Annotated in this window: 14 protein-coding genes; all 14 read left to right on the top strand. The window is 45.2% G+C overall.

The genetic code is table 11. From position 1 onward, the window contains the following. Positions 1-44 precede the first annotated feature (44 nt). Entirely contained in the window at positions 45-299 is a 255-nt protein-coding gene (locus T426_RS0110540; RefSeq protein WP_025864777.1) for a hypothetical protein, read from the top strand. A 134-nt stretch (positions 300-433) separates the two neighbouring features. Then, positions 434-3,595 (top strand): SusC/RagA family TonB-linked outer membrane protein, encoded by a 3,162-nt coding sequence (locus T426_RS0110545; RefSeq protein WP_211253561.1) that lies wholly within the window; start codon positions 434-436, stop codon positions 3,593-3,595. Between the two features lie 20 nt (positions 3,596-3,615). Beyond that, a complete protein-coding gene (locus T426_RS0110550; protein WP_025864776.1) occupies positions 3,616-5,202 on the top strand; it encodes a RagB/SusD family nutrient uptake outer membrane protein in 1,587 nt (528 codons plus the stop codon). Between the two features lie 28 nt (positions 5,203-5,230). Then, positions 5,231-6,055 carry a hypothetical protein gene (locus T426_RS0110555; RefSeq protein WP_148303763.1) on the top strand — a complete coding sequence of 275 codons (825 nt, stop codon included), beginning with the start codon at positions 5,231-5,233 and terminating at the stop codon, positions 6,053-6,055. A 193-nt stretch (positions 6,056-6,248) separates the two neighbouring features. Continuing rightward, positions 6,249-8,675 (top strand): beta-galactosidase GalB, encoded by a 2,427-nt coding sequence (galB, locus tag T426_RS0110560; RefSeq protein WP_036985421.1) that lies wholly within the window; start codon positions 6,249-6,251, stop codon positions 8,673-8,675. Positions 8,676-8,803: 128 nt separating this feature from the next. Next, positions 8,804-11,248 carry a glycoside hydrolase family 31 protein gene (locus T426_RS0110565; RefSeq protein ID WP_027585667.1) on the top strand — a complete coding sequence of 815 codons (2,445 nt, stop codon included), beginning with the start codon at positions 8,804-8,806 and terminating at the stop codon, positions 11,246-11,248. A 104-nt stretch (positions 11,249-11,352) separates the two neighbouring features. Continuing rightward, the gene (locus tag T426_RS0110570; protein ID WP_027585668.1) at positions 11,353-13,524 is read left to right on the top strand and encodes a glycoside hydrolase family 3 C-terminal domain-containing protein; all 2,172 of its coding nucleotides are present in this window, start codon (positions 11,353-11,355) and stop codon (positions 13,522-13,524) included. Positions 13,525-14,020: 496 nt separating this feature from the next. Then, on the top strand, positions 14,021-16,186 hold the full coding sequence (locus T426_RS0110585; RefSeq protein WP_082229542.1) for a beta-glucosidase: 2,166 nt from the start codon (positions 14,021-14,023) through the stop codon (positions 16,184-16,186). A 291-nt stretch (positions 16,187-16,477) separates the two neighbouring features. Continuing rightward, a complete protein-coding gene (locus T426_RS0110590) occupies positions 16,478-17,779 on the top strand; it encodes a carboxypeptidase-like regulatory domain-containing protein (protein WP_025864773.1) in 1,302 nt (433 codons plus the stop codon). Positions 17,780-17,970: 191 nt separating this feature from the next. After that, complete coding sequence (locus tag T426_RS0110595; protein WP_025864772.1) at positions 17,971-18,453, top strand: MarR family winged helix-turn-helix transcriptional regulator; 483 nt, start codon at positions 17,971-17,973, stop codon at positions 18,451-18,453. 355 nt (positions 18,454-18,808) lie between these two features. Beyond that, entirely contained in the window at positions 18,809-19,957 is a 1,149-nt protein-coding gene (locus T426_RS0110600) for a hypothetical protein (protein ID WP_051538913.1), read from the top strand. A gap of 10 nt (positions 19,958-19,967) precedes the next feature. Then, positions 19,968-21,194, top strand: coding sequence for a quaternary amine ABC transporter ATP-binding protein (locus tag T426_RS0110605; RefSeq protein WP_025864770.1), 1,227 nt, complete (start codon positions 19,968-19,970; stop codon positions 21,192-21,194). Continuing rightward, entirely contained in the window at positions 21,191-22,006 is an 816-nt protein-coding gene (locus T426_RS0110610; RefSeq protein ID WP_025864769.1) for an ABC transporter permease, read from the top strand. Before T426_RS0110605 ends, T426_RS0110610 begins: the two co-directional genes overlap by 4 nt. 9 nt (positions 22,007-22,015) lie before the next feature. Continuing rightward, positions 22,016-22,894 (top strand): glycine betaine ABC transporter substrate-binding protein, encoded by an 879-nt coding sequence (locus T426_RS0110615; RefSeq protein WP_025864768.1) that lies wholly within the window; start codon positions 22,016-22,018, stop codon positions 22,892-22,894. Positions 22,895-22,989 lie beyond the last annotated feature (95 nt).

Consider the following 22,989-nt stretch of genomic DNA (forward strand, 5'->3'; position numbering starts at 1 on the left):
TGTCGCAACGGGATATAAGCGCGGCAATCAACTAACTGGGTCATATGAAAAGTTTCAATCCGAACCTGCATAAGCTGCACGACAATGCAAACAGGAATGTATATGCGTGCCTGGTCGTACCCACAAATTCCTTCCGGGAAACAGCACCATACGTTGTGCACTACCACACCCCCAGTTTTTCATCCGGCAACCAGTATTTGTCTGCTATTATCAACCAAATCGCCTGCATCTACAGCCGGATACAAAAAATTCTGCAACAGACATTCACAAACGATTATATAGAAACCGGAAACAGTTGAGTTTTCGGTGAGAACTTGTTTTACACCCTTTTTTCAACAAAACAAATAAACCTATGAAGAATGAACAACTCATAAGAAAGTCGCTGACACGATTCTTCTTATTTCGGAAACAAATGATTCAAATAGCACGAATCATGGCAGTCCTGACGTTGGTGTTCCTTGTCGTTCCGGGCTTTGCCCAAAATCAGCTGACAACCATCAACGGAACCGTAGTGGGTGCAGACGATGGTTCACCCATTCCGGGCGCTACCATTGTGATAAAAGGCACGTCAACGGGTACTGTATCCAACATCGATGGTCATTTTACATTGCAGGCAAAACCGACCGATGTCCTCGAAGTTTCATTTATCGGATACACCACGCAAACCATCCCGTTAAACGGAAAGACATCGGTGACCATCACCATGAAACAGGATATTAAAGGACTGGACGAAGTGGTGGTGATTGGTTACGGTGTTCAGAAAAAGAAACTGGTGACCGGCGCAACCGCCTCGGTAGAAGGAGATAACCTACAGAAGTTAAACGCACCTAATGCTTTACAAGCATTGCAGGGACAAGCTGCCGGTGTAAACATCACCTCTACTTCAGGTCAACCCGGCGGAGGTTTCAAAGTAAACATCCGTGGTGTAGGTACCATTGGTAATTCCAGTCCGTTGTATGTTGTCGACGGTGTTATTACCAACGACATCACTTACCTCAACAACTCTGACATCGCTACAATTGATATTTTGAAAGATGCTGCTTCCTGCGCCATCTACGGGGTAAACGGTGCCAACGGCGTTGTATTGATTACCACCAAAGGCGGAAGTGCCTCCGGCAGAAAAGGTGGCCATGTCACCTTCGATGCCTATTACGGTCTGCAAAATGTTCCTCGCAAAGTTGATTTGCTGAACGCACAGGAATATGCTACCATGCAAAATGAGGCGGCCATCAACTCCGGTAAGGGTCCCCTCTTCACACAAGAACAGATCAATGCGCTGGGAACCGGTACCAACTGGATGGACGAAATGTTTTCGTCGAATGTACCGACAGAGAACTACGATTTATCCGCCAGCGGAGGAACCGATGTTTCTACTTACTCGCTGGGACTTTCGTACACCAGTCAGGGTGGTATCGTAGGTGGTTCAAAAATATCGAATTACGACCGTTATAACTTCCGCGCCAATACCGAGCGTAAACTATACAACAACAAGTTGAAAGTTGGTGAACACCTGACCTTCTCATTTAAAAACCAAAAAGGAATTAAGGACGGGAATATATACAACAACAGTTTCCGTGGTGCTTTCGGCACTTCTCCGCTGCTGGCCATGTATGGTCCTGACGGAAATTTCCTGAACAGTCAGGACGAAACCGTTTACAACGGCGGCGTTTGGTACGACGGTGAAGTGAACCCGTATGCCATGATGGTACTCACGAACAAAAGCGAAACCAAAACCCAAACATTGGTAGGTGACGTATATGCTGAACTGGAGCCCGTAAAGAATCTGAAGCTGAAAACGACTTTCGGTTTGAACTATTCTTCTTCGGCAAGCCACAGTTATTTGCCTGCCTACGGACATCTTTCAGTCTATTCGTACAACGATTACGAAACCATTACACAGAATGGCTCACAAGGCTATACCTGGAACTGGGACAACACCGTGAATTACAATTTCAGTTTGAACGACCACAAATTCGACATCCTCGGTGGTATGTCCGTTCGCAAGTACACCGGAAGCTGGATGTATGGTTCAAACAAAGGAACAACGTTGTTTGGAAACTTCGATCGTGCCTATCTTAGTAACTCTGAAGTGACCACCATTACCATGAGTCCTAGCAGCGATGCGGCCGATGCACAAACGGTAACGCACTCTATCTCACTGACAGGAAACCAAAATGCAGTTTATGCACAGGAGTCGTTCTTTGGCCGTATCAATTATGACTACAAAGAAACCTACCTGGCATCGGTTGTGTTCCGTGCCGATGGTTCCACGATGTTTGCCAAAGGACATCAGTGGGGTTATTTCCCATCGGTATCATTGGGCTGGGTAATGAGCAACGCACCTTTCATGGAGTCGACCAAAAATGTTATCAACTTTCTGAAAATACGCGGTAGCTGGGGTACCAATGGTAACGACGCTATTTCTGCCTTCAACTACCTTTCGCTAATCAAACTGGATAACGCCCAGTACAACTTTGGTAATGACAACAGTACCCTAACACCGGGCTCCTATCCCTCTACCATTGGTGTGGAGAATACCCAGTGGGAGACTTCCTACCAAACCGACCTGGGGTTTGATGCGCAATTCCTGAACAACAGGATGAGCCTGAATGTGGATTTTTATAATAAAACCACGAAAAACTGGCTAATCGCTGCTCCGTTGCTGGCAACCGCCGGAGTCGCCACCAACCCTTATATCAACGGCGGTGATGTAACCAATAAGGGAGTTGAGATTCAGTTATCCTATAACAACCAAATCGGTAAAGACTTCCATTATAATGTTAGCGGCTCATTTGCCTACAACAAAAACGAAGTCAATAACATTCCTACCGAAGATGGTATTATTCACGGTGGTACGAACTCTCTTTTCACCAATGCACCTGAATTCTTCCGTGCTTCTGCCGGAAACCCCATTGGATACTTCTGGGGCTATAAAACAGCTGGTGTATTCCAAAATGAAGCCGATGTACAGAACTACACCAGCCATGGAGCAGTTCTTCAGCCGAATGCACAGCCTGGTGATGTAAAATACGTCGATCTGAACGGAGACGGAGAAATCACCGCAGATGACAAAACCAATATCGGCGATCCGAACCCGCACGAAGTGTTTGGTCTGAGTTTCTCATGCAATTATAAGAATGTAGATTTCTCGGTAACAACGAATGGCGTAGCCGGAAACAAAATTGCTCAATCGTACCGGAGCACTGCCAACTCATATGACAACTGGACCAGCGAAATCTTAACCCGCTGGCATGGAGAAGGAACCTCCAACCGGATGCCACGTGTAACACAAAACAATGTCAACTGGGTAAAATTTTCCGATTTGTACATCCACGATGGAAGCTATTTACGGGTTTCCAACATATCGTTGGGATACGACCTTGCCAAAGTTATCAAATGGAATAACCTGAGTGAGTTCCACTTCTACGTTGCAGCTCAAAACCTGTTCACATTCACCAAGTACAACGGTATGGACCCGGAGGTGGGTTATTCAGCGGATGACGCAAACGGCACATATTCCTTTGGACAGGGTGTAGACCTGGGTTTCTATCCACGCCCGAAAACATACATGGTCGGTGTGAATATTAAATTCTAAACCAATAAGAAGACATGAAAATGAAAAAATACAGAATTTTGGTTATTGCACTAATTGCCATGATTTCCTTCAATTCGTGCGATAAGTTCCTGACATCGGAACTGACCGATGCCAAGAAAACCAGCGAGTCATACTACCAAACGCCTTCTGACGCTTATACTGCATTGGTAGGGTGTTACAACGGGTTGGATCTGCTATGGAATGGAAGCAATGCTTTTCCGGTCGTATCTGAAGTCCTCTCTGATAACTGTTTGGGTGGTACCGGCGCATCGGATGGATACGGCTATCAATTGTTGGATGAATTTGATAAATCAGTATCTCCTTCCGATGTATCCATCTATAGTAATACATGGAAGCACTACTATCAGGCTATTTACCGATGTAATACCCTGATTGACAAAATCGATCAAGTTGATTGGAGCGACAGTACGGCACTGAAAAATCAATACGAATCAGAAGCCCGATTCATCCGTGCTTTCTGCTACTTTGACATGGCGCGTCTATGGGAAAGAGTTCCTCTAGTTACGACTCCAACTTTAGATAATGTAGCACAAGCTGAGCCAGATTCAACCTACACACAGATAATGAAAGATTTGCGCTTCGCCGTTAACAATCTTCCTTCTACCAATTATGCTAATGTAACGAGTGGAAGAGTAACCAAATGGGCTGCTGAATCACTGTTAGCAAGGGTTTACCTGTTCTACAGCGGATACTACGGCAAGAACTCCATTGGCGGCGAAACAGCTCAAACAGCTTTAACAGCCGTTGAAGACGTGATTGCCAATAGCGGGCACAGTCTGGTAAGCGATTATACGACCCTGTGGCCGGCAGCATCGTTAGCAAAGGGTGTTACCTATGCAGGCGAAGACAATCCCGAGGTGGTTTTCTCCATCAAGTACTCGTCGACCGGTGACTACAACGGCAACATTACAGGTAATACCTGGATGGTGATGGAAGGAATACGGGAAGAGTCACATTTCCCATACCAGTACGGGTGGGGAGCTTGCACAGTAGACCCGAAGTTGTACAATACCTTTAGTGCGGACGATAGTCGCCGGTTCGCCTCCATCATCAATATTTCAGAAGAATTTCCGGATTATTCCAAAGCAGACAAAAACCGGGAATACACCGGGTATTTCCTGAAGAAGCATAGTCCGGTTTGTGATTCAAGCGGAACGTCAGTTGTCACAGACTTCCAGATAGGTCAATACCAGGATTATTTCGCTATCCGCTATTCTGATGTGTTGCTGATGGCAGCTGAATTGGGAAGTTCCAATGCTGTTTCGTATTACAACCAGGTTTTGGAAAGAGCTGACTCTTCAGCTACTCCGGCCACCGCGGTTAACGAGGATATGATCATGGCACAGCGTCGTCTGGAGTTTACAGGCGAAGGTATTCGCTACTGGGATTTGCTTCGTCAGGGAATCGATAAAGCAGCTAAGACAATTGCAGAAAATACATCTATTTCCTACCTGAATGATGGTGGAACACCTCCCAGTGCCTCACAGCTGGAAGCGAACATCAAAGCAACCAATGGATTTCAGCAAATACCAAATGACCAGATTACTCTTTCATCAGGTACATTGAAACAAAATGCAGGTTGGTAAGAATAACGGATCATTAAAACAGAATACAATGAAAAATAAATTCAAAATCTTATATACGTTATTGGGATTAACCTTGCTGTTTTCGGCCTGCACACCGGATAAATACGAGCTTGGCCCAATGCTCTCCAAAAGCGATTTGCTATTCACTGTAACACAAGACGCTTCAAATCCGAACATATTTGTATTAAACAGTGAAACTCCAAATGCGCAGCCTTACTGGGTAACTCCTGTTGGTACCAGTACAAGGTTGACCGACACAATTGACATTCCTTTCCCCGGAAAAGACACTATATACTATAGTGTTGAAAGCCCTGGAGGTATTGTCACTGCCGATCCCTATGTTTTTGATGTAACTACTATAGACGCAGCCTACGTAAGTGATTCAATGTGGATTTATCTTACCGGAGGTATGGATAAATCTAAAACATGGGTACTGGATCTGGATGCTAATGGTGTAAGTAAATACTTTCAAAGTCCCGTTTATTTTGGTGGTACAGGATGGGAATGGGATCCCGCATGGACAGACATCCCCTGGGCAAATATTCCGGCCGGAGATTACGGTACCATGACTTTTGATTTGATAGGGAATGCAAATTTCACTTCTGACAACAAAATGTTCCCCGAGCTTTCAGGAACCGGGAAATTTATGTTGTTTCCAGGAAAAAGTGAGCTAATTACCTATGGTGCGCAAGTTTTACATGGACATGGACAAGGCGATAATGTAGCCAATTGGTTCGCTAAAATGAAAGTTAAATCAATTGGAAAAGATCACTTGCAGCTCATAGCATACAAAGATGCGGATAACTGGATAATCTACAACTATATTACCAAAGACTATTACGATTCACATTAGTCTCATCACAAGTAGCAGTTTAATCCGGGAAGGGCACTTTGCCCTCCCGGATTTTACCAGTTCATTAACTCCATCAACGATCTGGTAATAAAATCACAGTTGCATTACCTCCCAAATTTGACGGAGGTGCGCTTAGGTTTATTGAATAAGTTATAGTACTTTTTACAATTAAACCTTCGAGTATTTAATCATAATGAAAACAACTTACACCTTCTTTCTTCTGGCTTCCATGTTGTTCTTGCTAAGCAGCTGTGAACAATCCAGGTCACAACTTCAACCAATTCGCGAGGTTCAGGATTTTGATAATGCCTGGAAATTTCAATTGGGTGATACGATTGGCGCTAATGAAATAGCATTTGATGACAGCAATTGGAGAACATTAAACTTACCTCACGACTGGAGCATTGAAGGTAAATTCGGTAAAAACAACCCGGCCGGTGTTGGTGGTGGTGCCCTTCCGGGCGGAATCGGCTGGTACCGCAAAACCTTCTCTCTCTCGAAAAAAGATGCCGGGAAAATGGTTTACATCGATTTCGATGGCATTTATCACAATTCGGAGATTTGGATCAATGGCCACTATCTTGGCAAACGCCCAAACGGATATATCTCTTTCCAATACGATTTAACTCCTTATGTACATTTTGGCGACAGCACCAACCTCATTGCTGTCAAAGTGGACAATTCCAATCAACCCAACTCCCGTTGGTACAGCGGCTCCGGCATTTACCGGAATGTTCGCCTCGAACTCACCTCCCCGGTTCATATCTCCCATTGGGGAACACACATCACGACACCTGAAGTGAGTAACGAAAATGCATTGGTGCAGGTTACCACACAGGTTACCAACGATTCAAAGGAATCGAAAAAAATTACTCTCCAGACCACCATTTATAATAAAAATGGAACGGCTGTCGGAGAGACTAACAACCAAAAAGAAATTGCAGCGGGTGAAACAGCTTCTTTTGAACAGCAATTCCACGTTCAGCAGCCTGAATTATGGTCGATTGACTCGCCTACTCTCTACAAAAGTGTTTCGCAGGTTGTCAGCGACAACAAAACCATCGATGATAAAACCGTACCGTTTGGCATTCGGTATTTCAAATTCGATGTGAATAAAGGATTCTCTTTGAATGGTGTTTCGATGAAAATCAACGGCGTTTGCATGCACCACGATTTGGGATGCCTGGGAGCAGCCATCAATACCCGGGCTATTCAGCGACAGCTGGAAATTTTAAAGGATGCCGGTGTCAACGCCATCCGTACTTCCCACAATCCTCCGGCTCCGGAATTGCTGAACCTGTGTGACAAAATGGGTTTCATTGTCATGGATGAAGCCTTCGACATGTGGAAAAAAGCGAAAACAAAATATGATTACTCTCTGGATTGGGACAAGTGGCACAAGCAGGATTTGACCGATCAGATTCTCCGCGACCGCAATCATCCCAGTGTGATGATTTGGAGCATTGGTAACGAAATTCTGGAGCAATGGGATTCTACCGGAACCAGCATTGCGCGTGAACTGGCTGATATTGTTCATCAATACGATACAACCCGTCCCATCACTTCCGCCTGCAACGACCCGCAACCGAGCAACTCTATCATCAAATCCGGCGCTCTCGACCTGATTGGTTACAACTACCATCATCAGTTGTATGCCAGCTTCCCGGATTCGTTCCCAGGGCAAAAATTCATTGCTACCGAAACGGTATCAGCGCTGCAAACAAGAGGTAGTTACGATATGCCGTCAGACAGCATCAGGCTGTGGCCCAAAAGGTGGGATCTTCCGGAAAAAGGAAATCCGGATTACACCTGTTCTTCGTACGATAACTGCCATGCACCATGGGGTTCGACGCACGAAGAAACACTCAAACTCATTGAGAAATACGGTTTCCTTTCGGGACAATTTATCTGGACAGGATTTGATTATTTGGGAGAACCGACACCTTATACATGGCCGGCACGAAGCTCATATTTCGGTATTGTCGATTTAGCCGGTTTCCCGAAAGATGCATACTACCTCTATCAGAGTGAATGGACCAATAAACCGGTGCTACATATTTTCCCGCACTGGAACTGGAAAAAGGGACAAACCATCGATGTTTGGGCCTATACCAATTGCGATGAAGTGGAGCTTTTCCTAAACGGAAAATCCATGGGAGTCAGAAAGAAAACAGGTGATAAACTACACCTGATGTGGCGTCTCACCTATGAACCCGGAATACTGAAAGCCGTTGGCAAAAAAGATGGAAAGGTAATTCTGACCAAAGAGATTCAAACAGCTGGTGCGCCAGCCAAATTGCAACTATCAGTCGATAGGCCGCTAATCCATGCCGATGGAAAAGATCTGGCATTTGTAACCGTCAACGTGGTCGATCAGAACGGAACATTGGTACCACATGCCGATAACCTGGTTCACTTTAATGTAAGTGGAGATGCTTTCGTTGCCGGTGTAGATAATGGAAGCCAAATCAGTCATGAGCCGTTCAAAGCCAATTATCGCCATGCCTTTAACGGGAAATGCCTTGTGGTGCTTCAGTCGGATGGGAAAACGGGTAACATCGAACTGACAGCTTCGGCTGACGGACTTCCCGATGCCAAAGCAACCTTAACAGCACAGTAGAAACAGAATAATCATAAAATAAATAGCAAAGTATCACTCATTTCTATGAAACAAACCACGGTAAAAAACAGCACTGAAACATCAGCCGTTGACGAGTTTCATTTGACTAACAAACAATCAATAAACAAATGAAAAGGAACAAACCACATTTAGGCATTCGTTCGACTCTAATTGCGGCGGCCGCCTTGGTTTTGGCAACCTTCAGCCAACCAACGGTAGCCCAATCTCTGAAGTCGCAGAACGGATTGCTCAATTCGCCAGTGGACATCAGTCCCGATTTCTACAATTTTAAGAATACTTACTTTGTCGCAGACAGCTTGACCAAGTTCGATCCGGCTACCGGAAAAGGAACAGTCGAATGGCAGCGCAACGTTTACAAAACGCGCCAGGCTTTCGACAATATGCTGGCATTTCTGCAACCCGCTCCGGGCAATGAGTTTCCGGGCAGAGAATATGAAGCCAATCCACACCTGCCCTTCTCAATCGGATTTGTTTCGGCCCGTACTATTCGTATCCGGATGAATACCGGCTTTGTGGCCAAACCGGAAGGTAAATCACTGATGCTGGTCAATGGCGTAGCTCCTGAAGCCAAACCAGGCACATGGAAGTATACCAAAATCGACAATGGTTATAAATACAGCAGCGCTTATGGTTCCGTTGTCGTGGAGCAAAACCCATGGCACATCAAAATTTATGATGCTTCAGGTAAATTGTTAACGCAAACCGACAGTCCTTCGGACAATACCGATACTTACACTCCCATCGTCCCATTCTCGTTTGTCCGTCGTTCATCCGATTATTCACGCAGTGTAGCGGCTTCGTTTACGCTTTCGCCGAATGAAAAAATATTTGGCTGTGGTGAATCATTCACCAACTTCAATAAGCGTGGTCAGCGGGTTGTGCTGTACACCGACGATGCCAACGGTACCCAGAATGAAGCGGAATACAAACCGATTCCATTCTTCATGAGTAGCCGGGGTTACGGTATGTTTATGCACACTTCCACACCCATTACCTGCGATTTTGGTGCTTCCTTCCGTGGAGTAAATACCCTGATGATTGGTGATGATCAACTAGACCTGTTTATCTTTCTCGGCGAACCGAAAGACATTCTCGATCAGTATACCGACCTAACCGGAAAATCGCCCATGCCTCCGCTGTGGTCATTTGGTCTGTGGATGAGCCGGATTACTTATGATTCAGAAAAACAGGGTTACGAAGTAACCGAACATCTCCGTAAGGATAAAATTCCGGCTGATGTGATTCACTTCGATACCGGCTGGTTCGAAACCGATTGGCGTTGTGACTATAAATTTTCTCCGTCGCGTTTCTCATCTCCTAAAAAAATGATCAGCGACCTGAAAGATAATGGTTTCCGCATCAGTTTGTGGCAGTTGCCTTATTTCGTTCCAAAGAACACACTCTTCCCGGAAATCGTTAAAAAAGGATTATATGTGAAAGATGCAAAAGGTAATCCTCCTTTTGAAGATGCAACGCTCGATTTCACCAATCCTGAAACCGTAAAATGGTACCAGGACAAACTGGCTGGCCTGCTAAAAATGGGCGTGAGTGCCATTAAAGTTGACTTTGGTGAAGCTGCCCCGTTAAATGGTATTTACCACAACGGACGTACAGGCTTTTACGAGCACAACCTCTATCCGCTGCGCTACAATAAAGCCGCTCACGATATCACGAAAGAGATTACCGGTGATGACATCATTTGGGCACGCAGTACCTGGGCCGGAAGTCAGCGTTACCCGTTGCACTGGGGTGGCGATGCAGCTAACAGCAACACCGCTATGGCTTCTGAACTTCGTGCAGGTTTGTCCTTCGGATTGTCCGGATTTGCCTTCTGGAGTCATGATATCGGCGGATTTGTTCAGAAAACACCGGAAGACCTGTATCGCCGCTGGTTGCCGTTTGGTTTGCTGAGCTCGCACAGCCGTTGTCACGGAGCGCCTCCGAAAGAACCATGGGCATATGGAAAAGACTTCGAAGATGCATTCCGCAGAGCGGATAACATGCGTTACCGCCTGATGCCTTATATATACGCGCAAGCGAAAGAATGTACCGAAAAAGGACTGCCGATGGTCCGCGCGCTTTTCGTAGAATATCCGCACGACGCTGGTTCGTGGTTAGTCGATAACGAATACCTCTTCGGTTCCGACATCCTGGTTGCTCCGCTGTTCGAAGATGAAACCGGACGCGATGTCTATCTGCCAAAAGGTGAATGGATCGATTACCAAACCGGGAAAGCTTATGAAGGCGGATGGCATCACATCGAGGCCGGACAGATTCCTGTAGTCATGCTGGTTCGCGATGGCGCCGTCATTCCACACATCAAGCTGGCGCAGTCAACCAAATACATGGATTGGTCGAAACTGGAACTGGAAGTTTTCAATACGCATAACAGCAAAGCTTCAGGACTCGTTTGCCTGCCTTCGGACAACAAACTGCATAAAGTAGTGCTCTCAGCTGACGGTAAAAATTACAAACTCGATAGCAATCCACTGGAAGGCAAAACAACTTTCAAAGTTGAATCTTATACCTCTTTCATCAAGAAGAATAAATAAATGCTTATCCACCAGCCGTGAGTTTTTCATGGCTGGTGGTTCTTTTTTGTACAAATTTCCTTTACAACATCTTTGCTTTCTATCCCAATAAGAACCGGTTCACAATGAAATCACATCTCATCACAATACTCCTGCTCATTGGACTCTTGCAGGCAGGAATCGGAAAAGCACATGCCCAGTACAAGTATCCATTCCAAAATCCCAACCTTCCGGTAGAAAAACGAATAGACAACATTCTATCGCTCATGACACTGGATGAGAAAATCAGCTGCCTGAGTACCGATCCCAGCATTCCCCGACTGGGAATTAAAGGAGCCACTCACGTAGAAGGCCTGCACGGCGTCTCCATGGGCGGACCGGCGAAATGGGGAAAATATGCCACCCCTACTCCCACCACGACTTTTCCGCAGGCTTACGGTCTGGCCGAAACCTGGGATCCGGCGCTGCTAAAAAAAGTAGCAGCCGTTGAAGGGTACGAAACCCGATATCTTTTTCAAAATCCAAATTACAAAAGCAAAGGTTTGGTGGTTCGCGCTCCTAATGCCGATCTGGGCCGCGATCCGCGCTGGGGACGCACCGAAGAGTGCTATGGCGAAGATCCATTCTTTAACGGAACAATGGTCACCGCCTTCGTAAAAGGCCTTCAGGGCAACAATCACAAATACTGGCTGACGGCTTCGCTGATGAAGCATTTCCTAGCCAACAGCAACGAAGATGAACGAACATGGTCATCTTCCAACTTCAACGAACGACTGTTTCGCGAATACTATTCCGTTCCCTTCAGAATGGGAATTGAAGACGGAGGAAGCCAGGCTTACATGGCAGCTTATAACTCGTGGAATGAAATCCCTATGATGGTTAATCCGGTGCTGAAAAACGTAACCGTGAAGGAATGGGGACAAAAAGGCATCATCTGTACCGATGGCGGTGCATTGAAATTGCTGATTACGGATCACAAATATTATCCCGATCTGGAAGAAGGAGCAGCCGAGGCAGTAAAAGCCGGCATCAACCAGTTTTTAGACAATTATGCTGATGCGATTCGGGCTGCCCTGAAAGACAAACTTTTGACCGAAGCCGATATCGACAGTGTTATTCGGGGTAATTTCCGGGTAATGATCAAACTCGGATTACTAGATCCACCGAACGACAATCCATATACCCATATTGGACGAAACGGAGAACCCGCTCCCTGGAAGAGTCAAAAGAATAAGGACCTGGTCAAACTGGTAACACAGAAATCCATCGTTTTACTGAAAAACGAGAACCAGATGTTGCCCCTTCAGACTGGAAAAACCAGATCGATTGCTGTAATTGGGCGTTTCGCCAACGAAGTTCTCGGCGATTGGTATGGAGGAACGCCTCCCTACACTATTACACCACTGGATGGCATTCGCAGCCGCGTTGGCGACAGTATTCGCGTTAGCTATGCTGAAGACAATGCCAATAACCAAGCTGTCGATTTGGCCAAAGCAGCCGACTATGCCATCGTAGTAGTTGGGAACCATCCTACCGGCGATGCAGGCTGGGCGAAAGTCACCAAACCCAGTTACGGAAAAGAGGCGGTTGACCGCAAATCCATTAATCTGGAAGACGAAGAATTAATTAAGCAAATCCATCGGGTGAACCCGAAAACTATCGTGGTACTCGTCAGTAGTTTTCCGTATGCCATTAACTGGACAGAACACAATGTGCCGGCCATTCTACACATGACGCATTGTAGTCAGGAAGAAGGAAGCGCACTGGCTTCGGTCCTGTTCGGCGATTTCAATCCGGGTGGACGACTGGTGCAAACCTGGCCGCTGGCTATTTCCCAGCTTCCTCCCCGCCTCGACTACGATATCCGGAAAGGCAGGACCTACATGTATTTCAAGGGAAAACCACTCTATCCATTCGGATTTGGATTGAGCTACACCACTTTTAAATACAGCAACTTGACAGTCAATTCAGATAATATACAAGCTGGAAAACCGCTGACCGTTTCCTTCGACATTACCAATACCGGAAAACGTGCGGGTGATGAAGTAGCACAACTGTACGTCCGTCATTTGCATTCGGAAGTACAACGCCCTAAAAAGGAATTAAAAGGCTTTGAAAGAATAACGATTCAACCGGGAAAAACAAAAACAGTCAGCTTACAGCTACACGCAAAGGATTTAGCGTATTGGAATGAAGTAAAGAAAGCCTTCACGGTAGAACCGGACCGCATTCAACTGCAAATCGGCAGTTCATCAGATGATATACGGTTAACAAAAGAAATACAAGTAAAGGAATAAGCATAATAGTGGAGAAAGGCATCGGATTACGATGACCCGGGATGAAAAAAAGCAACATGATTCAATTCGCAAAACGGAAAAGAATTCAACAACCAGGTTTAATTTGGCTGGTATTAGCCATGTGCATTGTTCCCTTTGGGAGACTACCGTCTTCAAAATAAAAACATCGGGAAAAGCAATACTAAACCCGCATTATGTAAATCGCAAATAATGTGTTCAATAGGTCGAATTTTACATTTATTAACACAGAATCTATTTCGAATGCATCGGGTTATTTTGTAATATTGACAATATTACCAACCAGGATACCTAACCATTATTAAGCTTATTTCTTTTGATTTCCGAGCAATTTAGGGCCCGGGACACTCCGAAATGTGAGCATTCCGGTAAGCGTTTTGATTCAGAAAATGAAACGGGTCAGTGTGAAAGTTTCAATTGCGAAACAGAACGACGAAATGACGAGTTTCATATGACCATAAAAACAATGAATAAACAAATGAAAAGAAAATCGATTGCACTTCCTGTGCTGAGTGTGTTGATTTTGGGTATGTTATCCTGCTCGCAACCCAAGAAAAACAATGCACCTGCTTATGAGAAAAAAATTGACTCCCTGATTAGTCTGATGACTTTGAAGGAGAAAGTAGGCATGATACATGCGAACTCTTCCTTTACTTCCGCCGGGGTTCCACGTCTGGGTATTCCGGAATGGGTCATGTCCGACGGTCCGCACGGAGTACGACCGGAACATGGTCGCGGATGGACGTTGCTGAACAACGGTAAAGATTCATCGACCTACCTGCCTACCGGGATAACCCTGGCGTCGACCTGGAACAAAGAACTAGGTTACAAATTCGGGACCGTTCTCGGTAGCGAAGCCAACGCCCGGGGAAAAGACAACATTCTGGGACCTGGTGTGTGTATTATCCGTACACCGCTAAATGGCCGCAATTTCGAGTATCTGAGTGAAGATCCATACCTGGCCGGACAAATGGCAGTGGGTTACATAAAGGGCGTACAAAGTCAGGATGTAGCTGCCTGTGTAAAACATTACCTGGCCAACAACCAGGAAACCGAACGCAACAGCATCGATGTGGAAATGAGCGAACGGGCACTTCGTGAAATCTATCTTCCGGCTTTCAAGGCAGCTGTTGAACAAGGCAATGTGTACACGTTGATGGGTGCCTACAACAAATTCCGGGGACAATTTTGTACCGAGAATAAATACCTCGTCAAAGATATTCTGAAAGGAGAATTCGGATTCAAAGGTGTTGTGATGAGTGACTGGGGAGCCGTGCACAACACGATGGATGCTTTGATGAACGGAACCGATTTGGAAATGGGAACCGACTTGACTCAGAAAACGCCCGACTACGGCAAATTCTTTATGGGTGATACCGTTATCGGACTGGTGAAAAGCGGAAAAGTTCCCGAATCCGTCATCAACGATAAAGTGCACCGCATTTTGCGCGTGATGTACGAAACCCATGTTTTGGGTGGTGGCCGCAAAAAAGGCGAGAGAAATACTCCCGAACATCAGGCTGTTGCTCTAAAAGTAGCTGAGGAGGGCATTGTTTTGCTGAAGAACCAGGATCATGTGCTTCCGCTGAAAGAAGACGGATTGAAGAGTGTGGCTGTTATCGGTGCCAATGCCGATCGCAAAAACGCCATGGGCGGAGGAAGCTCGCAGGTACGTCCACCGTTCGAAATTACGCCGCTACAAGGTATTCAGCAATATTTAGGCGACAAAGTGAAAGTCAACTATGCCGAAGGTTACAAAGTAGCCCGCGGTGAAAAAGCCGATCCGAAACTGATTGCCCAAGCGGTGAAAGCAGCCAAATCGGCTGATGCAACGATTCTGGTAGGCGGCTGGGTTCACGGTTTCGGAAGACAATGGTCAGACAATGCTTACGATTCGGAAGGAATCGACAAACCGAATATGCAACTTCCGTTCGGTCAGAACGAACTGATTCAGGCCGTACTCAAAGCCAATCCCAACACCATCATCGTGATGATGGGCGGTGGCCCGATGGATATGACCAGCTGGGTAGGCAACGCCAAAGGCATCCTCGAAGCCTGGTACCCCGGAATGGAAGGCGGAAAAGCCCTCGCCGAAATCATTTTTGGTAAAGTAAATCCTTCCGGAAAACTGCCGGTAACTTTCCCGAAAAAGCTGGCAGATGTTCCTGCTGAAAAGATGGGCGATTACCCCGGTAAAAACGGAAAAGAAGTATACAAAGAAGGCATTTATGTTGGCTATCGCTACTACGATTCGTACAACGTAGCCCCCGAGTTCTGCTTCGGACACGGACTTTCGTATACCACTTTCAAATACGACAACCTGCAGGTAATACCTGGCAACAAGCAGGCAACTGTTAAAGTTAAGCTGACCAACACCGGCGATATGACAGGCGGTGAAGTTGTGGAAGTATACGTGCACCAGGAAAAATCAGAACTGAAACGTCCCGAAAAGGAATTGAAAGCCTTCAGCAAAGTATTCCTGAAACCCGGCGAATCGAAAGAAGTGGAATTAACACTTCCGTCCAGCGCATTTGAATACTACAACGACCAGAAACATCAATGGGTACTGGAGCCTGGTAAATTCGATATTCTTGTGGGAAGTTCCTCACGCGATATTCGTCAAACCGGCACCGTAACGTTATAAGTTATTACTGCACTCCGCAGACAAAACAGGGGGAGAATATTCAGCTATTCTCCCCTTTTTTCTTTTCTTCAGGTTTCTAAACTCCTCCTCTGGTGAAACGCTATCCTAATTCTCCTAAAACAGCCGTAATTTAGGCAAAACAAGTAAATCCTTTGCTAATATTTATAGCCTAACCGGGCGATGAAAATCATGCGATTTTTGAAAAAAATACAAACTGATTAAGGGCATTTTAAAGTCGGCTTGTCTTTAGAGTAGAAAGCACAAAGCTCGAAACGCTAAATAACTTAAGCCATGAAAACAAAACAGTCAATCATCAGTTTCGAAAACATGAAGGTATGGGTTACCTTACTTCTCTTTGTTTTCATTTCGGGAACAGCCGCTGCACTCGACTCGTATCCCCGCACCCAGCCAGATGACAACCAGAATTACAAGACCTTCAAAGGAGTAGTTCGGGATAGTGATTCCGGCGATCCGTTGGTATTTGCCACGCTAGCCGTTGACGGAACCAACATTGCTACCGTAAGTAACTCGGATGGTGAATTCATTCTGAAAGTACCGGAAGACGAATTAAACAAGAGTATCACCATCTCCTACATTGGTTACAAAAATAAGCAGGTTCCTGTTTCCAGTCTGAAACCCGAACACAACAAAATTAAGCTCGACGTTCTGACCGTATCGCTCAGCGAAATCAAGGTTTTCCCGACCGATCCCGATCTGCTCATTCGGACTGTCATGTATAAAAAACAAGACAACTACGTTGAAGAACCTTTGGATATGAAGGCTTTCTATCGCGAAACCATTAAGAAAGGATGGAGTTACGTATCACTCGCCGAGGCAGTAGTCGATATCTATAAACAGCCTTATACTTCGTCAAGAGCTGATAGAGTCAGATTATTCAAAGGAAGGAAAAGCACCGATTATTCTAAACTGGATACGCTCGTTTTCAAACTTCAGGGAGGTCCGTACACCAACCTGTTGATGGATGTTATGAAGAATCCGTACATCATCTTCACCGGTGATATGATTGGAAATTACGAATTCAACCTGGCCAGCGTTACACGTATCGACAAAAGACTGGTTTACGTGCTGGAATTCAAACCCAGACCCGGTGCAGTTGACGCAATGTTCTATGGTAAATTGTTCATCGACACCGAATCACTTGCCATTACCAGTGCCACTTTTAGCATGGATACTTCCGATGAAAGGAAGGCAGCAGATATCCTTATCAAACGAAAACCTGTCGGAGCGAAAGTTTACCCGACTGAGGCCACTTACATGGTGAACTACCGCGAAAAAAACGGAAAATGGTACTATGGATACTCTCGTGGTCAGGTAACATTTAAAATCGATTGGAACAAAAAGCTTTTCAACTCCCACTACGTATCGACTATCGAAATGGCCGTAACCGACTGGAATAAGACTGACGAGAAACCGTTCCGCTCATCCGACCGCATGAAGATGAATGTCATTATGAGTGATGCCGTATCTGGCTTCGCCGACCCGGATTTCTGGGGAAAATACAACGTTATAGAACCGGAAAAATCAATCGATCAGGCCATCAGAAAAATACAGCGGAAAATGAAAAGAAATTAACATCAAACAGTAAGCTTAACAATCAATTAACTACTTAATTCCTGTATTCGATTCCAATACTCCTGTCGAAATCTTCGGCAGGGGTATTTTTTTAAACTGAAATACTTCTTAGCGAGAAAAGCCTGCACATTTATTGTACTTCTCTCGGGAAAAGTTTGCAATTTTGAGTGGCAAACGACTCAGTTCACATCATGGATTTCACACCCGTCATTATTAAAGTCAGAAGGATTGTACGTTCCATCAACCTGGAATCGAAAAAAGTACAAAAGGAATATGGCGTAAGTATTCCGCAGCTACTTTGTCTTGAATACCTGAAAGAAGCTCCCAATTACCAGGCTACTCAGCGAGTGATACGCGATCACATGCGCTTGAATTCGTCTACCATGACGGGAATTATTAACCGGCTGGAAAGAAAAGGATTTGTTGCCCGCCTGCCCAAATCGGGCGACAAGCGGGTCACCAATATTGCTCTCACATCCAACGGAGAGCGGATTTTGAAGAACACGCCCGACCTCATGCAGAAAAGATTAGATATGAAATTGCGCAGCCTTTCTGACACCGAAATTGGAAAAATCAACGACGCGCTCGATCTGCTCATCAATATGCTTGAAATCGAAGACATCGATGCCTCTCCCGTTCTTACTGGTGGAGAAGAAAATATCCGTGATTTCTGAGGGCCGCTAACTGCACGGCTCTTTTACCTCCTTTCATCCTCATCAAAATGCCTCCTCCTGGGGAGTATTGTGAAAATTAACAGTAAGTTTACATATGTTCTGCAGAACCTATTTTAAATTCTGAATCCCAGTCATTTCAGCATAAAGCACTGCAAAAAACAATTAACAATTAATTTTCAGCTACTTATATCAAGCGAAAGTCGCCCAAATATTCGTTAATACAGCCTAATATTTGTTAATTCCCCTTCAAAGAAATACTTTTGTCGCACAGAACATATCTAACACTTCAGTAGTTCTTAGCTGAAGTTGATGCCTTAAAATTTGAAGACATCATTTTAAATCAAACAATTAAATTATGGTTATTAGTAAAAGGAAGATTTTAATTACCGGATTACTATTGTTTTTAATTACCCCCCTATTCTCTCAAAACGAAAAAAAAGAAAAAAGCGTACAAATTGGCGGAGCGCTGCGTTTCAACTACCGCTACAAGGCATGGGACAAAGCCAACACCAATGTAGGCGGTGACTTTGTACTCGACATGTTCAGGATCAACGCAAAAGCACGTTACGGAAAATTATTTCTGAATGCCGAATACCGGTTCTACCCCTCAGATTTTGGTGGTGGAATGTTGAAACAAGGTTTTGTTGGATACGATTTCACGCCCAAAACACAACTTCAGATTGGTGTGAACCAGGTTCCGTTTGGCGCTTTGCCTTATGCCAGTCACTCCTGGTTCTTTAACCTTCCTTATTATATTGGATTGGAAGATGACTACGATACCGGTATCAAACTGGTTCACTCAACCGACGACTGGGACTTTATGATGGCGTTCTACAAAAATGCCGAAGGCGGAAAAACCTGGAATACCTTTTCCGACGGTTCCAGCGGCTACGGAGTTGACAAGGCGCGTTATTCATATGACGTAGCTGGCGACGACGAGGAACGTGGTCAGTGGAACGGACGTATCGCCCGCAAATTTGGTCATAGCGAAGTTGGCCTGTCGGCAGAATATGGTCGTTTGTTCAACCATGTCACGAAGGGAAATGGCGATCATTACGCATTTGCCGCCCACTTCGACGGTAACTTCCTGCCGAAACAGCAGCTAAATGTGAAACTGGAAGCGCTGACTTATGCGTATAATTCAGATGCGAACACAAATACGGTAACCATGGCAGCATACAACTACACTTACCAGGTTGCCAAAGAAGGTCAGGTTTACACCGCAGGTGTTGCCTATACCATTCCGGTAAGTTTCGGCCCCATTACCAGTGTTCAGTTTTATGAAGATTATAACTACATGAATAAAAATGTTGATGGTTTCCTCGATACCCAAATGAACGTAGTTGGAGCGCTGATTTCAACATCTGCCGGATTGTACACCTACGTTGATTATGCATCAGGTAAAAACCAGGACTGGTTTGGCCCATGGGGACACGGACTTGGTCAGGGCTCTGACAATGAGTGGCACTCGTGGTTCAACATCAACATTGGTTACTACTTTTAATTAAAAGCGTATGACGAAAATTCTCATTGAAGACCTTTACCTGATTTTCGGAAAACACAGGGAAAAGGCTTTGAAACAGTCCCGCGAAGGGAAAAGCAAAGCCGAGGTTTTATCGTCTACCGGATGTACAGTGGCTGTTAACAAGGCCAATCTGAGCATCGAAGAGGGTGAAATTTTTGTAATCATGGGCCTTTCGGGAAGTGGAAAATCCACCCTGCTTAGGTGCATCAACCGGCTTATTGAGCCAACGGCAGGCAAAATCCTTGTCAACGATTTGGATATTACCCGCTCGACAGACAAAGAATTGCTGAATATCAGAAGGAAAGAGTTTGCCATGGTATTCCAGCATTTTGGACTGCTTCCACACCGGACAGTTTTAAGCAATGTTGCTTTTGGCCTTGAAATTCAAGGCTTGCCCAAAGAAGATCGGGAACAAAAAGCCCGGGAAACCATTTCGTTGGTGGGACTGGACGGTTATGAAGACATGAAAGTTTCAGAACTCTCCGGTGGAATGCAGCAGCGTGTCGGTCTGGCAAGAGGATTGGCCAACGAACCCGAAGTGCTGCTTATGGATGAGGCTTTTTCGGCACTTGACCCGTTGATTCGTAACCAAATGCAGGACGAACTTCTGCTTTTGCAGGAGAAAATGAAGAAAACCATTGTCTTCATTACACACGATTTGGATGAAGCTATTAAACTGGGTGATCGCATTGCTATCATGAAAGATGGTGAGATCGTCCAGGTAGGCACATCTGAAGATATCCTGACGGCACCGGCTGACGATTATGTCGAATCATTTGTCGAGAAAGTTGAGCGGGGAAGAATTATAACTGCAGCATCGGTGATGTTTGAAAAACCAACCGTGGCTCGTCTGAAAAAAGACGGTCCGGAAGTGGTGATTCGCAAAATGCGGGAAGCCGGGCTGAAAACACTTCCGGTTATCCGGACCAACCGGACTTTCATTGGATTCGTCCACCTGGAAGATGTTCTGCAAGCAAAAAAACAAGGTGCGAAAAGCATCGAAGAAGTCGTCAATACGGAAGTTCATTCGGTTTACCCCGATACAACCATTGAAGACATGTTACCACTTCTGACAGAAACGGAACTTCCTATTCCGGTAGTGAACGAGGAGAACTTTCTGTTAGGATTAGTCTCACAAACGTCCATCATTGTTGAGATGACCGGAAAGGATGACAAAGAGATTAAGGAAATCATTCAAAATGCCATTGACTTATGATTGACATCGGAACCTATATTGAACAATTCATCAATTGGCTGACAGCCAACTTCTCCGGCTTCTTCGACGGCGTCAACTATGGAATGACCAATTTCATCGGAGCAGTCGAGGGATTCTGGATCTGGCTCCCATTTTATGTCACCATCGCGTTTATGGCCGGAATCGCTTTTTGGCGGGCCGGAATAGGAAATGGATTTCTGACACTCTTTGGTTTGCTATTCATCTACGGGATGGGCTACTGGGACCAAACCATGCAGACTTTCGCCCTGGTACTATCTTCCACCATCACGGCATTGGCTATTGGAATTCCCCTGGGAATCTGGTCTGCGAGAAGCCAAACAGCCAACCGGATCATCCGCCCAATACTGGACTTTATGCAAACCATGCCGGCGTTTGTTTATCTGATACCGGCTGTACTGTTTTTCGGTTTAGGAACGGTTCCCGGAGCGTTTGCAACCATTATTTTTGCTATGCCACCGGTGGTCAGGCTTACCTCATTAGGGATCCAGCAGGTTCCTGGTGACATTGTGGAAGCCACCAAAGCTTTTGGTGCTACCTCGCGTCAGTTGCTTGTAAAAGTGCAAGTACCACTGGCTATGCCATCGATTTTGGCCGGTGTGAACCAAACCATAATGATGGCGCTATCGATGGTGGTGATTGCCAGTATGATTGGCGCGAAGGGACTAGGTGAAATTGTCCTTCAGGGAATCAGCCAGTTACGCATCGGAATGGGATTTGAAGGTGGTCTGGCGGTTGTATTGCTGGCCATCATCCTCGACCGCATAACACAACACATTGGAAAATCTAAATAATAAATGCATATGAATTTATTACGAAAACTTACAATCATCTCAGCCGTAGCACTGATGCTCACATCTTGCGGTGGCTCAAAGAAGAAAAATTCTGAAAAAGGCGCTCAGAAAAAAATAACCATTGCTATGGTAAATTGGTCGGAATGTATTGCTGATACGCACCTGGCCAAAGTAGCATTGGAAGCACATGGTTACAAAGTCGATTTGGTTAACGCTGATGTAGCACCAGTGTTTGCAGCTGTTGCTAAAGGCGATGCCAACGTTTTCATGGAGGTTTGGGGCCCGATAACACACAAACCTTACCTTGATAAATTTGGCGATAAAATCGAAAAACTGGGAACCATTTACAAGGACGGTCGCCTGGGATTGGTCGTACCGGATTACGTTACCATCGATTCCATCAATCAGTTGAACGAATACAAAGACAAATTCGATGGCAAAATCATCGGTATAAACCCAGGTGCCGGTATCATGAAGATTACTCAAAACGTAATTAAAGATTATAATCTTGATTATGAATTGGTGACTTCGAGTGAAGCCGGAATGCTAGCTTCATTGAAAAAAGCTTACGACAAAAAAGAGTGGGTTGTGGTTACCGGATGGAAACCTCACACCATGTTTGCCAAATGGAAGCTGAAGATTTTGAAAGATCCAAAGAAAGTAATGGGTAACGCCGAAAGTATTTCGACCTATGCTACCAAAGGTTGGGCTGCTAAAAATCCGGAAGCTGCTACCTTCTTCAGTAATTTTAAGATGAATGACGATTTGCTGGGCTCACTGATGCTGGCTGTCGAAGCTGCTCCCGGCAAAGAAGATCAGGCTGCACAAAAATGGTACGAAGATCATAAAGAACTGGTTGACGGCTGGTTCAAGAAGCAAGCCAATTAGTCTTTGATTAAAGACGGAACTCCATTATCATTCTAAGAAATCCTGGACAGGTAGTTGCCATGCAATCCTGTTCAGGATTTTTTCATGATAAACAA

This window comes from Prolixibacter bellariivorans ATCC BAA-1284, from assembly GCF_000621705.1.
In the GTDB taxonomy this organism is placed as follows: Bacteria; Bacteroidota; Bacteroidia; order Bacteroidales; family Prolixibacteraceae; genus Prolixibacter; species Prolixibacter bellariivorans.